We start from the raw sequence: 15,513 nt of genomic DNA on the forward strand, positions 1-15,513 counted from the left end.
GATGACGCACCTCAATCTCATTGAATGTTTCAACACGCCCGCCGACGCCAGCCCGGTTCGACTCGACGGGGCCACGCGACGGGAATGGACAGACGACGGCGTCGAGCTCGTGCGCGACGATTTTGATAGCGAACGCAGCCAGTGCCTCTTCATCCGCGCCCAGGCTTCATCACTCGGGCCTTTTCGTTTGCAACTCGTGGGCGGCTACGCATTGCGCAGGTGCCTGGGGCTTGGCGGTTGGCTGCTCGATCCCTTGTCCAGGACCGGCGCCGTCTTCTGGAGCCCTCGGGCGCCCATTTTAAGAAAGCTCGATGCCCTGGGGCGCATCACGGCCGAGATGCCGGTCTCACCGGCAGACTTCGCGATGGGAAGCGAGGCGGCTGCGGCATCCTTCGACATCCCTGAAGGCTACATTCTGGACTGGGCCTTGTGGCGTCTGGATAGCCGGGATGACTCGTCCCGCCTTGGCTGGCGTGACGAACTGATGACCGCGAAGACGCTGGAAAGCCAGGCGTTCTTCGTCTACGCCTCGCATACGTCGGTCCAGTCAGCCGCGGACTTCTATCAACATCTCATCCACGGCAAGGCATACGGCGCATGCTGGGCCTGGCCGAAGCAGCGCAAGATATGCGACGAGCTCGATGCGCTCTCGCTGCACATGGTTGCGACCGGCTTGTCGCGAAGCACCGGCAAACGCCTGTACCACCTGCTGCGCCGACAGCTCGTGCTGTCGGTGCTCGCACGACAGGACCTCGATGGTGGTTTTCGGCATGGCGAGTGGACCGAGCAGTATGAAAGCCACAACCGGCTTATCAACGGCGCGGTGCAACTACTTGCAAGCGAACACGCGGAGTCGCCCGAGCCCGCACTGGCGGATGCCTTGCAGCGTGCAGCGACCTTTATCGCCTCTCAGGTCGACCAGACCGCAGTAGGGGCCTGGTTCCTCCACGACTCACTGGAGAAGTCCGAAGAAGGTATGCGGCATTATCCATTGGGCTGGGCACGCAGCGACTGGTTGGGAAAGTCGCCAACCAATCTGCTGATTCTGAACACCCACCTCGACTGCATGCTGGCCCTGAAACGATTCGAGGCGGTGACCGGAGACGCCTCCCACGCCGGGCTTGTGGCCTCCGGCGTGGGCGCCCTGCAGGCGGTGCTTGCCGCACGACCTGCACAATGGCTGTTCACACCACTGCTGCGAATCATCGAGCTATCCCTGCTTCCCAAGGCCGCGCAGGAGAGGCTGCCGTTCGCGAAACGCGCGCTGAAACGCATCGGCTGGAAGTACGTGATTCCCCGCTGGCACCTGATACGCAAGCGCTTTCCGCGGCTGCTGATGCCCGATGGCTACATCGAGCGCAGCCTGGCTCAAGGTGATTTCGTGCACCGCTACCACGGGGTGCATCTGATGGATTTCGAACGCCTGATCTCAACTATTCCGGCGCACTCAGGAGCAGCCGAACTGGCTGCAATCAGTGATGGTCTGGCCGACTTCGGTGTTCGAAGCCAAGTGACACTGCACTGGAAGGAAAGCGCCGCCAGCAAGGACTCGCTCGCCTTCTGGGCAGAAGGGCTTTATCGCCGTTGCCTGCGCACAGGCTCCGAAACAGACCGTCAGTTGTTGGCCACCGCAGTGCTTGATCTGAGCGACGCAGGATTGGGGTTTCCACCCTCACTCCTTGGCGCCAACGGTGAAATACACCCACCCGCAGGTGCGCATGCGACCCCCTCTCCTGTCGACCCCCGCCTGCGCGTGGTGAACCTGACTGACCGCAACGGCCCCAGCTTCATGGTGATCAATACGGCCGAGGCCCCACTCCCGCTTGTCTTCGATCGCCAGGAGGCAATGTTCGCAGCGGACGCGCGCTCCCCGATGCAATCCGTTCAGATTCCGGCACGTGCGTGGACCATGTGCACACCAGCCGTTGCGCACCCAACGCAAACGACCCAGGCGTCCGCAGCGCACTCAAACGCTACAACACTTTGACTTCCACTTCCCGTCCCCGATGAGCAACGCACGCGCAATCGCATTCCACCTCCCGCAGTACCACCCTACCCCCGAGAACGACGAGTGGTGGGGCAAGGGCTTTACCGAGTGGACCAACACCGCCAAGGCCAGACCGCTTTATCCCGGTCACTATCAACCCCACTTGCCCGCCGATCTCGGATATTACGACCTGCGCCTACCCGAGGCACGCCATGCACAGGCCGAGCTTGCCAAGGCCTACGGCATCGAGGGTTTCTGCTATTACCATTACTGGTTCGGCGGACGTCGCATACTCGAAAGGCCGGTCAACGAAATTCTATCCAGCGGCGAACCCGAGCTGCCTTTCTGCCTGTGCTGGGCAAATCACAGCTGGAGCAACATCTGGCAGGGGGTGGCCGACAGGATGCTGATCGAGCAATCCTATCCCGGGATGGATGATCACAAGCGCCACTTCGAATGGCTGCTGGCCGCGTTCCACGACCCCAGGTACATCCGGGTCGATGGCAAGCCGATGTTCCTGATCTACAACCCGCCTGACATCCCCGACATCAAGAACGTGATGGACTACTGGCGCAGCCTTGCCGCTGAAGCCGGGCTGCCAGGCCTTCACCTGGTGGCGGTGAATTACCGCGCAGTTCCGGTTGATCCTGCCGAGTTCGGCATGGACGCATCAACCTGGCAACCGATGCCGGACAAAAGCGGGCATATCCCATGGCGCTATCCTGCGCTCAAGGCGCGCATGCGGCTTGCGCGCGGGCAGTACAAGCTGACCGTACTCGACTACAGCCAGATCATGGATGGGCTCACCCGCAAGCAGCCACCCAAGTTCACCGAGTACCCAACCGTGCTGCCGAACTGGGACAACACCCCACGTTCGGGCCTGAACGGGCTGGTGCTCCACGGCTCGACGCCTGAGCTGTTCAAGACCGTCCTGCAGCGCGGAATCAACCTGGTTCAGGCGTATCCGTCCGCGCAACGCATTGTCTTCATCAAGGCCTGGAACGAATGGGCAGAGGGCAACTATCTGGAGCCCGATCAACGCTTCGGTCACGCTTATCTGGAAGCAGTGCGCGAAGCCTTGAATGAGGCACCGAGCGATGTGCGGGCTTAACGGCATCTTCGCCTACGGGCAGACGGCGGCTGCGGTCAATCGCGACGAGCTCATCCGCGTGCGTGACTCGATGGCCGCGCGCGGGCCCGACGGCAGCGGATGCTGGATTTCGGACGACGGCCGCCTGGGGCTCGCACACAGACGACTGGCCATCATCGACCTTACCGAGGCCGGCGCACAGCCGATGCACGCTGTGGACGGCGCACAGGTCATCACCTTCAACGGCGAAATCTACAATCACCTCATCCTGCGTGAAGAGCTGGAGCGCGAAGGCGTGCTCTTTCGCTCGCACTCGGATACCGAGGTCCTCCTGCACCTGTACCGCAAGCACGGCCCTTCCATGGTTGGCCGTCTGCGCGGGATGTTCGCTTTCGCCCTGTGGGATGCCAGGGAGAGGCAGCTTCTCCTCGCACGCGATCCGCATGGGATCAAACCCCTGTATTACGCGAACGACGGCAACACCATCCGCTTCGCCTCTCAGGTCAGCTCGCTTATCGCTGGAGAAGGTGTCGACACGCGGGCAGATCCTGCAGGTGCGGTGGGCTTTCTTCTGTGGGGCTCGGTTCCCGAGCCCTTCACCCTGTACAAGGGGGCAAGCCTCTTGCCGGCCGGCTCGACCCTTGTCGTATCGCAATCCAGAGGGCTGGGGCAGCCTGTTCGCTACTGGAAGATCAGCGACGCACTGCGCCTGTCCCTCCACACCGCATCCGCGATACCCAAGGGCCAGGAGCGGGCCTATCTGCGTGAGCAGCTGCTCGACAGCGTTCGCGCGCATCTCCTGGCTGATGTTCCCGTGGGCGCCTTCCTGTCCGCGGGGCTAGACTCCTCCACCCTGGTTGGACTCGCGCGCGAAGTGTCGACGACGCGTCTGCAGACCCTGACCCTGAGCTTCGACGACCTGCAGGGCACGCAACACGATGAATGCCCCGCTGCCACCGAAATCGCCCGTCACCTGGACGTCGATCATGAGTGCATCGTGCTCTCGGCAGGAGCACAGGAAGATGAGCTGGAACGCTTCTTTGCCGCAATGGATCAACCCACCATCGACGGCATCAACACCTGGTTCGTCAGCCGGGCTGCACGCCAGGCCGGGCTCAAGGTCGCCCTGTCAGGCGTGGGTGGTGACGAGTTGCTGGGCGGCTATGCAACATTCGAGCACGTCCCACGCATTCGAGCCCAAGCCTCGACCAGCCCATGGCGGCATGCGCCCTCGCTCTATCGCCATGTCCACGACCTGCTCGGCGCCTCACTCAACTGGCCGGCCAACAATGCCGGCATCCCGGGCTATGGCAGCACGGCGCCCGGGGCCTATCACCTGTCCAAAGGCGTGTTCATGCCCTGGGAGTTGCGACACGTGCTCAGTGCTGAGACGCTTCGCGAAGGCTTGAACACGCTCATGGAGCATGACGCCGCTCATGCCGATAGCTTCGACGACCTCAATGACTTTGCACAGGTGGCCTGCCTGGAGTCGATTCGCTACATGCGCAACCAGCTCCTGCGCGACACGGACTGGGTCAGCATGGCCCACTCCCTGGAAATCCGCACTCCGCTGGTCGATCATCGCCTGACCGAATCGATCCTCGGCCTGGCGGCAAGCGGCCGTCTCGGCAGTGGCAAGCAGATGCTGCCGCAGACTCTGCCAAACAGTCTTCCAGGCTCCGTCCTTGATCGCCCCAAGAGTGGTTTCGTTGTCCCGACCTGGCGCTGGCTTCGCCACCACGCCGGGCTCGAAGCCTGGAAATCCGTCCCCTTGCTGAAGCAGACGCGCCTGTCCGACAGCCGCCGTTGGGCATACACACTGTTGAGTCGTCACCCGGCAGGCCGTACCCTGCTACACGCTCGTTAACTGCCGAGAGCCGAGAACAATGAACCATCCGCGATGTGAATCGAGAGTGTGGGGCCGTACATGAGCTCAGCCTCCCTGTCCTCGCGCATCAGTGTTGTGATGCCCTGCTACAACGCCGCCCCCTTTGTAGTCGAGGCGGTCGAGTGCGTGATGGGGCAGAGCCATGGCAACGTCGAGTTGATCATCGTCGACGACGGCTCGACGGATGGGAGCAAGGCGATTCTGCAGGCGCTTGCCGAAAGCCACCCGCAACGCATCGTGCTCTTGCATCAGGATCGCAGAGGGCCCTATCCGGCACGCAACCTCGGCCTGAAGCATGCAAAGGGAGACCTGGTCTCCTTTCTCGACGCCGACGACTATCTTTCCCAAGACTGCCTCGAGAAACTGGCTGGTGCGCTCGAGCGGCAAGCTGCCGATCTTGCCTACTGCGGTTGGCAGAACTTCGGTGAGGGCGCGCCTGGATCACAGCCCTACGTTCCGCCGGACTACGCCACCATGGACACGGCCGCGGAATTTCTCCGCAGCTGCCCGTGGCCGATACATGCGGCCCTGGTGCGGCGTGAAGCAGTGGAGGCGATCGGCGGCTTCTCGGAAAGATGTTTCTCCTCGATGGATTACGATTTCTGGCTGCGCCTCTATGCGCATACCCAGCGCATCGTGCGCGTGCCCGAGGTGATGGCCTTCTACCGCTGGCATGGCGGCGGGCAGATATCCAAGACACGCTGGAAGCAGGTCCTCGATGCACTGCAGGTGCGTCGAGACTTCATTGCACAGCATCCCGAACGCGTCAGCCACCTGTCACAGGCAAAGCTGTCCGAACTCTCCGATGGCTATCTCATGCGAGAGGCCTATCGCTCGTACTGGAAGCGTGAGCTCGAGGACGCACAAAAACTCTTCCGGGCTGCCCTGCGTGAAGGCAGCTGGAAGGCCAGCGACCTGAGATACCTGATCCCGGCAACGCTCCCCGGATCGGTGTTCCGCAGGCTGGTAGCGCTCGTCAGCCGCACGACATGAACAGCGAAATCGCGCTCAGCTTCATCAAAGTCGAAGCCCAGGCTCACTCTCGCCACATCAAACAACACACCGTACGCCAATGAACAGCCTGCCCTCACCACGCGCACAACGCGTCCCGGTTCTGATGTATCACCGAATCGGCGATGCACACAACGACTGGGAGCGAAAGTACTGCGTCAGCCCGGAGCGTTTTTCCGCTCATATGGAAGGCCTTGCCTCCACTGGCTGGCATGCGATCTCGATCGAGAGTTTCATGTCCTGGCTAGGCGGAGAGACCACGCTGGCAGAAGGCGCCTTCCTGCTGACTTTTGATGATGGTTTTCTTGGCGTACACGAACATGCAGCCCCGGTGCTCGCGCGGCTCAACTGGCCTGCAACCGTGTTCCTCGTGAGTGGACTGATCGGCAAGCGCGACGCCTGGTGTGAGAAGCAGAATCCGGATGGTCACACCTACCCGCTGATGGATCGGAGCCACATTCGGGAGCTGCTGCGGCACGACTTCGCGTTTCATTCTCACACCCGCAGCCACGCAGACCTTCCCACCCTGGACGATGATGCCTTGCGAGCCCAACTCGTCGGCGCTCGCGAGGACCTGCAGGCCTTGCTCGGCGAAGCGGTGGACTACCTGGCCTATCCTTATGGGCGATACGACGATCGCGTTCTCGCCCACACCCAGTCCGCCGGCTACCGCGCTGCATTTTCAGTTCAGCCCGGTTTCAACCGCCCCGATGTGGAGCACTTCCGCCTGCGCCGCCTCGACGTGTTCGGCACTGACAGCGCATCGATGCTGAAGCGCAAGATCAGTCTGGGCAGCAACGATGGCAGCCTTGCCAACAGCTTTCGCTACAAGGCCGGCAGAGTCCTGTCCCGGTTTGGAATCCAGGCGAGTTGAGCCCGATGACCTCGACCACACCCTTCATCACCGTCGCACTGTGCACGCACAACCATGCAGACCGCCTGGAGCGGACGCTTGCCGACCTTGCTCTGCTGGAAATGCCGACCAGACCATGGGAATTCATCGTCATCGACAACGGCAGCACCGATGCCACGGCTGAACTACTGGCTTCTACACATTGGCGACTTGAGCACGTCGTCACACGTATCGTGCGTGAAAACAGCCTTGGCCTGTCAAATGCCCGCAACCGGGCCTTACGGGAAGCACGCGGCGAGTATCTGCTTTTCATGGACGATGACGAAACGCCCGATCCATTCTGGCTGGTAGCGTACGAGCGGGCAATGAGCACCTACTCACCGGACGCACTCGGTGGGCGGATAGAAGTGTTCTTCGAGGACGGTGCCCGCCCGGCCTGGCTACAGGACGAGTTGCTCGGTTTCCTTGGCAAGCTGGACCACGGCCCGCAGGAGCGCGCCCTTGAGGCCCACGACACACCCATCTTTGGAGGAAACTTCGCCTTTCGTAGATCCGTCTTCGCTCGCATCGGTGACTTTGACAGCCGTCTGGGGCGAAAGGGCAGCGCGAACATAGGCGGGGAAGACACGGAAATCTACCGACGCCTGCTCGACAATGGATGCAGCGTGCGCTGGGTACCCGACGCCATCATTCATCACCGCATCCAGACCCCCAAACTCCGCCGCAGCTATTTTCTTGATCTGCATTTCCGCCAAGGCCGTACCGAGGGCGCATACGCACGCGGGGCGCGCTCCAAGATTCCGCCAAAATTCCTGATTCCCCAGGCTCTGCGGGCCTATTTTCGCGCCATCAGCAGCCGGGCAAGATTGGGCAAGAACCACTCACTACGCCTTGAAATGAATGCTGCGTATTTTTCCGGTTATTTCATGGGCTGGATGATGGACAACTAGCTTATGGGACTGGGCTGCTTCAGCCCCGACCTTCCGTGCACATAAGCATCCAGTGTGGGTGCGGAGTGCCGATCATTGTCCAGTCCGACATTCATCCATCATTCCGGGTTGGTGTAGCAAGCACCAGAGCCAGCAACGCGAACAGGAATAGAGAATGGTTTTGACCAAACTGAAGACGACGTGCGTTCCGTAATTCACCGTGCAGGGAACTCCATCCTATCGAAGAGTACGGTAGAGCGTACTGCCAGGACGCCTGCCCAACTCCGAACAACAGGCTGCAAAACATGCCATCGACAACACCGCCGATCAGTTATTCCGTAAACGTCTGCAATTCCGATGCCCCCTATCTCGAGCAGACTCTTCGCCATATGATGAAGGCGCTCAACTTCCCGTTCCGGGAGAAGATTGCGACCTATGATCCTGGTCGCCAGGAAGGCAAGTACGCCTCGCGTATCCAGGGTCAGCAAACGGATGTCGAGCAAATCCTCGCGCGCCTGCTTGAAGACGGCGTACTGGATCGGGTCGATGTCATCCCCTGGAGCGATGACGAACAGAGGCGCATATTGCTCAAGTACTTCGGAAATGCCGACATCGAGCTCAAGGACTTCTCTGGCGCGCCCATTTATCAATACCTTTATGCGCTCGACTCCTGCGCCTCTGACTACGTACTCCACGTCGACTCGGACATGCTTTTTTACCGCAAGGGTGGTGGCTCGTGGATCCACGAGGGTCTGCGCATGCTTCAGCAGCATCCGGAGGTCATTGTCACGACACCGCAGGGCGGACCTCCGCAAGCGCGAAACTGGCTCGAACGACTGCTTGGACGGTCCTTTGCGAGCACACCACAAGAGCCGTGGGGCATTGCCACCTTCACCTCCACCCGTTACTTCTTGATGGACATGGTCAAATTGAGGGCCTGCCTCCCCTTGCAACAATCCCGTCCGGGCGAGCCTCTGGAGAACAGCCTCAGCCACACATTCGCGCAGCGCGGTTACGTGCGCTGGTCAATGACGGGCCATGAGCATTGGGCTATCCATCCATGGCGACACGATGAGAACTACATCCGCTACCTGGACGATTTGATCTGGGCCGTAGAGCAGGGAATCTATCCTTTCAAGCGCACGGGATATCGCTGGGACATGCGCACCGAGGGCTCTCTTATCAACGAGTGGCTCAAGGTCTTGCGCGCACATGGCCGATCAGTCTGAACCCGCTCCTTTCATCGCGAGCGCCCCCCTGATGACCGTCTCCTCTCGCCTCGCGCTTGTCATTTGCACCCACAATCGCAGCCAGTCGCTCATCGAAACCCTCGAGTCGATCTACAACGATGGCTACGCGGGAGCAGAGATCATCGACGTGCTCGTGGTCGCGAACAACTGCCTCGACGACACGCTTGTCCGACTCACGGAATTTCGTCACGCCCACCTCGAAGCTCGCCTGCGCCTGTCGTGGGTGGAGGAGCCTCAGCCTGGAAAATCGTATGCGCTGAACACCGGAATAGCCAACACACAGCACGCAGTGCTGTGCTTCATCGATGACGACCAGGTGGTTGAGAGCGGATTTATCAGCCATTTGCTCGAAGGCATCGAGCGTTACCCCGAGGATGGCATCCTGTGTGGCCGCATCTGGCCGGCCTGGGACGGAAGTGAGCCGCAATGGGTTCATGCCAGGGAACCCTATGCCATCCCGATTCGCCCCTTCCCCGAGTTTGATCTGGGCCGCGAGTCCCGCAGAATTTGCGAAGCGGATCGCTATCCCAGCGGCGGCAACATCAGCGTGCGGCGGCATGTACTCCTGGATATTGGTGGGTTTTCGACCGATCTGGGACCGACCGGACACAATCTTGCCGGTGGAGAGGACCATGACTTTCTGCGGCGTGCGACCGCCCAGGGACACACGATCCGCTACCTGCCCAAGGTAAGGCAACTACACGCGGTCGACGCGCAGCGCATGAGTACGCCCTACACCCTTCGGAAGAGCTACCTGCGTTCGCGCGCAAGCTTCATGATCTCCAAGCGAACGAAGGGGCCGCAAGCCTACATGCTGCGCAAGATCTTCGAGCACTCAGCGTGCGCAGTCTTCACCACGGACAGCAACCGGCGATTTTTCTATATGGTCCGCGTGGCTGCCAGCGCAGGTGAGCTTGCGGGCTCGCTCGAGCTCTGGCGGGCGATGAAGAAGAGTCGCGAATGCCAACACTCGAATTCCAGTCGAGCCGGGGCGCTGGCAAGCCTGCTCGCTGTTTTCATGATTTCCGCCTGCGTGCTCGCCTGGGCTCTCAGCCAGGGGGCACTCGCATCGACCCTGTTGCCGTCGATAGGGGTCGCCGGGCTGGGGGCCATGGCGCTGCTGGGCAAATCGCTGGCCGATTTTTCCCAAACCGGTCCCCAGTTGCGGCACGAGGTGTTGCGCCACTTCCGCCTCTATTCCGCACTGGCCCTGATGCGACTGACTCTGATCGCCTTCGGGATTCTGTTTGTACAAGGCCTGCTCGGAACGCTGATCTATTCAGCCAGCACCTACCTTCTCCAGCAAACCCCCTCCACCGCATGGGGGGCAGTGAGCGCGGTCGCGGCAATCGTTGTCAGCACCGGGTTTCAGTTTTGTCGCCATCTTCTTTTGCTCCCGGCCAGCCTGATGGCGTCGTCGCATTACCGAAGCAGTCGCCTGTATCCCTTGTGGAGATGTCTTACGCCACGTGGTCTGAAGGCGGCAGAGGCGGCATTCGCGATCACCGCGATCATCCTGATCCTGGCTGCAGGCACAAGACTGCTCATGCAACAGCACTGGGCAGGTGTCGCGTCGATCACCGCTTTCAGCGCCACCCTTGCACTGATCGCCAGACGCCTGAAGGCCAGGTCATACCCCAAGCCTCGCAAGGCCGACAAGCCAACGGCTCGCCCCAACGTGTTGATGATCGGCTCGGACACCCTTCGCGCCGACCGCATCGGAAAAAGGCTCACCCCATTCATCGAATCCCTTGCGCAACAGGGCACGCTCTTCACCCACTGCTATGTGCCATGCGCCCGCACCGCCCCCAGTCTTGTTTCGCTACTTACCGGCACCTGGCCTCATACGCATGGCATTCGCGACAATTATGTGGCCGATGACCAGACCCGTCTCAAGGTGCCCGCGCTCGCGCATCTGCTACGGCGCGAAGCTTACACAACGGCCGTGCTGTCCGACTGGTGCGGCGCAGACATGGGCAAGTTCGACCTTGGCTTCGAGTATGTCGATCTCCCCGAAGACCAGTGGAACCTGAAGCTCTTCATTCGCCAGGGCCCGAAAGATCTGCGGCTGTTCTTGTCGATGTTCGTGCATAACGAATTCGGTAAGGCACTGTTGCCCGAAATCCATTTTCTCGGCGGCGTACCGCTCACCGACGAACTGGGCGTAGAGGCGGCCCGACTGATCAATCGGCTGGGCGCGTCAGCACAGCCATTCCTGCTTAACGTGTTTTTCTCCACGACCCACCCACCCTTTGGATCCGAATACCCCTACTACCTCAATCATTCAACGCGGGAATACGCAGGCGAATCGAAGTTCGCAATGGCGCGCCTGACTGACCCCTGGGAGATCCTGCGTCGCCAGGCCGAGCCTCGCGAAGCATTCGACCTCGAACAGATCACGGCTTTGTACGATGGTTGCGTCAATCGGTTCGATGATGAAGTCCGTCGCCTATTGGCACATCTCGATGCGACAGGTCTCAGGGACAACACAATCCTCGTCCTCTATTCAGATCACGGCATGGAGTTTTTCGAGCATGAATCCTGGGGACAGGGAAACTCCGCCATCGGCGAGCAATCCGCCCGCGTACCACTTCTCATCATCGATCCGCGCACACCAGGGCAGGGCCGCGTCGAGCATGTCGTGCGAAGTATCGATCTCATGCCGACCCTGCTTGATGTACTCGGTCTACCAGCGCCAACAGGGATGGACGGGGTATCGCTGAGCGCTTACCTCCACGACGCCGATGCGAAAATCGCACTGGACGCCTACAACGAAACCGGGATCTGGATGACAGACATTCCGGGCATGGCTGTTGATCATCTGCGCTACCCGAACCTGCTGGAAATGCTCGAGGTCCCCGACAAGCAAACCGGCACAATGGCCATCAAACCAGAGTTTCAACGCCCTATCGTGCAGGCCAAGGATCGGATGCTGCGACGCGGTCAATGGAAGCTCGTCTATCAGCCACTCGAATCAGGCTGCAAGCTGCTGCTGTTTGACCTTGTCTCTGACCCGGGCTGCATATCCGATGTCTCTGCAAAGCATGCGGAAATTGTCGTGACACTCTGGAAGGCATTACGACAGATCATCGATGCAGATCCAGACTGCTCGCCAATCTCTTTAACAACGTCAGGAGTGCCCCCCAACGATGGCGCTGAAACTGAGCAGCCTACCCAAGTTGCTTGACCCGGAAGTCCGAGACAAGAATCTGCGTCTTCTTGCCTGGCGAGCTCAAGAACTTTTCTGGAATGTGGCACGTCCGGCGATGCCGGATCCGGTTTTCGTGATCGGCTGCTCACGCTCGGGCACCACCATCACTTTTGAAACCATTGCGGCGTCCGGACATTTCCTGCACTTCGACTACGAACTTCCACAATTCTGGAACTCGCTGGTCGGGCCGCTGAACAATGGCTGGGAGTCGGAGTCAGCCCGGCCGGAACAAGCCCTGCCCGAACACCGCCGCCGAGCGCTCGCATATTTTTATGCGCGCCTCGGACAAGGTCAGGTCCTTGACAAGACCTGCATCAACACCTTGCGCGTTGGCTATCTGCATACCCTGTTTCCGAACGCAAAGTTCATATTCATACAACGTGATGGTCGGGACAACATCAGTTCGATGATCGACGGTTGGCGGCTCGGGCGCACCGACGGCGGCTTCGGACTCGAGAAATTTTTCGGCCCCTCGCCCTCGCCGGTCGCAATCAATGACGGCGAATTCAGCGAGTGGCACTTCTTTCTTCCACCCGGCTGGAAAGACTACAACAGGGCCAGTCTCGAGGAAGTCTGCGCCTACCAGTGGATCACCGCAAACGCCCTCGCGCTTGACGCCGCCAGAACAATCCCGCCGGAACAATGGATAAGCTTGCGCTACGAGGACATCTTTGAACGCCCGGTCGAGATGTTTCGCGGAGCGTTCGAACGCCTCAATCTGCCTTTCAATGCGGAAATGGAACGGCGATGTGCAAGCCTGTCGAGCCGTCCGACGAGCATTGTCAGGGGCACGCCAAAGAAACAGAAGTGGAAAGAGAGCAACCCCGAGATGATTGAACGCATCCTGCCTGCGATCGCGCCGATGATGGAGCGGATGGGCTACGACCCCCATGATTGAAGCACCCACCGTCAGCGTCGTCATTCCTGCCTACAACGCCGCATGGTGCGTCAGGCGCGCAATCGACAGCGTTCTTGCACAAGATTTCCAGGGTGTCGAAACCATCGTCGTCAATGACGGCAGTACCGACGACACGCGCTCGGTGCTTGCGAGTTTCGGCACACGCATTCGGGTCGTCGACAAACCCAACGGCGGAATGAGCAGCGCCCGCAATGCCGGAATCGCCGCTTCAAATGGGCGCTATATTGCCTTTCTCGATGCCGACGACCGCTGGCTGCCGAACAAGCTACTCCGTCAGGTGGAACTGCTTGAGCATCGTCCTGAGCTCGCCTTCTGTGCCGCTACTGCCCTGCTCGAAGATCGCGAGGGGCGAGCGGTCGGCATCTGGAGTGGATCAGACCAGCACAGCGCGACCGTTGCCGACATCTTTTGTGGACATGCGTCCGTCGCCGGTGGCGCATCTGCAGTTGTCGCGCGCACAGCGCTGGTGAAGGAACTCGGTGGCTTCGACCCTGCCCTTGCCGGCGCCGAAGACACCGACATGTGGATCCGGCTTGCTGCACGCGGTGGCTTCATGTGTCTGGAAGAGCCATTGGTGGTGATCCTGAAACACCCTGCAAGCGTCAGCCGCAACCGAACCGCCATGCGCCGTGGCGCGCTCGCAATGACGCGCAAGAACCGCAGACTCCTCCCGCAGGACCAGCAGGGCGTATTCTGGAGAAGCGTCTACGCGGGCCTTCTTTGCGACTATGCGAAATGGGCATGGCGAGATGGCCAGCACCTACAGGCAATCAAAGATCTGCTACTGGCTCTGATTGCCTCGCCGACTCAGAGGGGACGCCTCGCCGCCAGCCTTCTGCTGGCCATGCTCACGCGGCAAGAAATCTGACTCTCCGTAGCATGCGATTCAAGTCATGGAAATAGTGGCTACCTGAGTGGCGCAAGCGGGTCGTGGGTGGAAATATCGACTTTTAAAGCCGCAGGATTATCGACAAGCTGTTGATGAGCATTTAACTGCGCCGGCGTTCAGCCGAATTCAGATTATTGAGCGGAGTCGCGATTTTTTCTTCCGACGACAATCAAAGAACCTCCTGCAGGAAAACGGAGGCCCCACGCAATGAGCCTACGCTCCAAGCTCATGACCGCTTCAAGCACTCTGTTCAGCCACCCTGGAATACTGAACTCACTCATGGGCTCAACACTCTTCGTCCGAGAGAGAAGGCGAGAAATCCACATCAAGGGGAGAAGCAAGCTCACGAAGGACGACACCTGAACAACATCGAAGCCTGCCGCCTTGATCTTTCCCACCAACTCCCCGCGGGTGTAGCGCCGCACGTGGCAAGCGTAGTCGTCCACTGGAGACCAGAGCCAGCGATGCTGGGGGACGGTGACAATCAAAAACCCCCCGGCCTTTATGGCATTGAAGACATTACTCAAAACCCTCTCATCCTCGTCGATGTGCTCAAGCACGTCAAAAGCGCCCACCACATCGAATACTCCAACATCTGTCATCTGCGTGGCGTCAAGACGGAAAAACTCTGCGGATGGAACCCTTTCTCGTGCAAAGTTCAGCCCTTCTTCGAAATATTCAGAGCCGAAAAGTTTAGCCTCACCGTACGCCCGATGAACCCCCTCAAGGACAAAACCCGTCCCACAGCCGATTTCCAGAAAACTACCAATCGGCTGACAGTAGCGATCAAGAGTCCATAGAATCAAACGGTTTCGTGAGCGAAACCACCAATTGCCGGCTTCTGCTGCAGCGAGAACCGAGAAGGCGTCGACTGAAAAGTATTTTGCCCGTTTATCACTGGCCATGATCCTGTCTTTCCCCGAACTCAAAGTTTGTGAGCTTTCCTGCCAAACCCTTCTTCAGGCGATCGAGCAAGGTTGTAACCGTCAGGTCCGCAGGGAGAGTTGTGCAGCATAATCCAATCCCTCCTTGCAGCAGGAGCAAATATCACGAGTCCGTGTTCGCACAGCCCATGATCCACCATAACACCTTGATGTGATTGTATGATTCCATCCTCGACCCTTCACCCAATCGCACATCCCGCATGTGCTCGACCGCACTGCGGCGCCGACCAGGACGCACGAGCGAGAAATGACCCGCACCGCTCCACTGGCAGGATGCCATGATCGAGGCCTTGACCGTGGCGGCGCGCGATAAGCACCATCAGGATCGGGATTGACGCAGCCACTTCGAAGAGCCCACCCTACTAGAGCAGAGTGAGGAGCCGGAGCTGGGCCTCATCAGATCGATGCTCGGTTTCCGACAGACCAGGCGTTTCGTCACCAAGCCGAGCCGAAAAAACGGCGTTGGTGCACTATTAACAAACGCTTATATAACAATGGCCTAGATTCTGAGATTTTGGCATGATTCGCCCCTTTCCCCCGTC

At 59.9% G+C, this 15,513-nt stretch carries 11 protein-coding genes; 10 read left to right on the top strand and 1 reads right to left on the bottom strand.

Going from position 1 to position 15,513, the window contains the following annotated elements; genetic code table 11:
* Window position 1 precedes the first annotated feature (1 nt).
* The 10 genes from M622_RS25370 (at window position 2) to M622_RS25415 (ending at window position 14,006) form a co-directional block, all read left to right on the top strand.
* A complete protein-coding gene (locus tag M622_RS25370; RefSeq protein ID WP_021248384.1) occupies window positions 2-1,987 on the top strand; it encodes a hypothetical protein in 1,986 nt (661 codons plus the stop codon).
* A 19-nt stretch (window positions 1,988-2,006) separates the two neighbouring features.
* Window positions 2,007-3,098, top strand: coding sequence for a glycosyltransferase WbsX family protein (locus tag M622_RS25375; RefSeq protein WP_021248385.1), 1,092 nt, complete (start codon window positions 2,007-2,009; stop codon window positions 3,096-3,098).
* A complete protein-coding gene (gene asnB / locus M622_RS25380) occupies window positions 3,070-4,944 on the top strand; it encodes an asparagine synthase (glutamine-hydrolyzing) (RefSeq protein ID WP_245543038.1) in 1,875 nt (624 codons plus the stop codon). Before M622_RS25375 ends, asnB begins: the two co-directional genes overlap by 29 nt.
* Window positions 4,945-5,004: 60 nt before the next feature.
* Window positions 5,005-5,958 carry a glycosyltransferase family 2 protein gene (locus tag M622_RS25385; protein ID WP_031346410.1) on the top strand — a complete coding sequence of 318 codons (954 nt, stop codon included), beginning with the start codon at window positions 5,005-5,007 and terminating at the stop codon, window positions 5,956-5,958.
* Window positions 5,959-6,082: 124 nt separating this feature from the next.
* Window positions 6,083-6,850, top strand: a complete 768-nt coding sequence (locus M622_RS25390; RefSeq protein WP_084520674.1) for a polysaccharide deacetylase family protein — start codon at window positions 6,083-6,085, stop codon at window positions 6,848-6,850.
* Window positions 6,851-6,855: 5 nt separating this feature from the next.
* Window positions 6,856-7,779 (top strand): glycosyltransferase family 2 protein, encoded by a 924-nt coding sequence (locus tag M622_RS25395; RefSeq protein WP_021248390.1) that lies wholly within the window; start codon window positions 6,856-6,858, stop codon window positions 7,777-7,779.
* Between the two features lie 368 nt (window positions 7,780-8,147).
* On the top strand, window positions 8,148-8,987 hold the full coding sequence (locus M622_RS25400) for a glycosyltransferase family A protein (RefSeq protein WP_021248391.1): 840 nt from the start codon (window positions 8,148-8,150) through the stop codon (window positions 8,985-8,987).
* Window positions 8,971-12,195 carry a sulfatase-like hydrolase/transferase gene (locus M622_RS25405; RefSeq protein ID WP_021248392.1) on the top strand — a complete coding sequence of 1,075 codons (3,225 nt, stop codon included), beginning with the start codon at window positions 8,971-8,973 and terminating at the stop codon, window positions 12,193-12,195. Before M622_RS25400 ends, M622_RS25405 begins: the two co-directional genes overlap by 17 nt.
* Window positions 12,158-13,117: a sulfotransferase family protein gene (locus tag M622_RS25410; RefSeq protein WP_031346415.1), complete on the top strand. Its 960-nt coding sequence runs from the start codon at window positions 12,158-12,160 to the stop codon at window positions 13,115-13,117. The genes M622_RS25405 and M622_RS25410 overlap by 38 nt, the downstream gene beginning before the upstream one ends.
* Window positions 13,110-14,006 carry a glycosyltransferase family 2 protein gene (locus M622_RS25415; protein ID WP_021248394.1) on the top strand — a complete coding sequence of 299 codons (897 nt, stop codon included), beginning with the start codon at window positions 13,110-13,112 and terminating at the stop codon, window positions 14,004-14,006. Before M622_RS25410 ends, M622_RS25415 begins: the two co-directional genes overlap by 8 nt.
* Before the next feature lie 152 nt (window positions 14,007-14,158).
* Here the strand turns inward: M622_RS25415 and M622_RS0119935 are convergent, their stop codons facing one another.
* Complete coding sequence (locus tag M622_RS0119935; protein ID WP_040830464.1) at window positions 14,159-14,932, bottom strand: class I SAM-dependent methyltransferase; 774 nt, start codon at window positions 14,930-14,932, stop codon at window positions 14,159-14,161.
* Between the last annotated feature and the right edge of the window lie 581 nt (window positions 14,933-15,513).

Source organism: Thauera terpenica 58Eu, from assembly GCF_000443165.1.
Taxonomy (GTDB): domain Bacteria; phylum Pseudomonadota; class Gammaproteobacteria; order Burkholderiales; family Rhodocyclaceae; genus Thauera; species Thauera terpenica.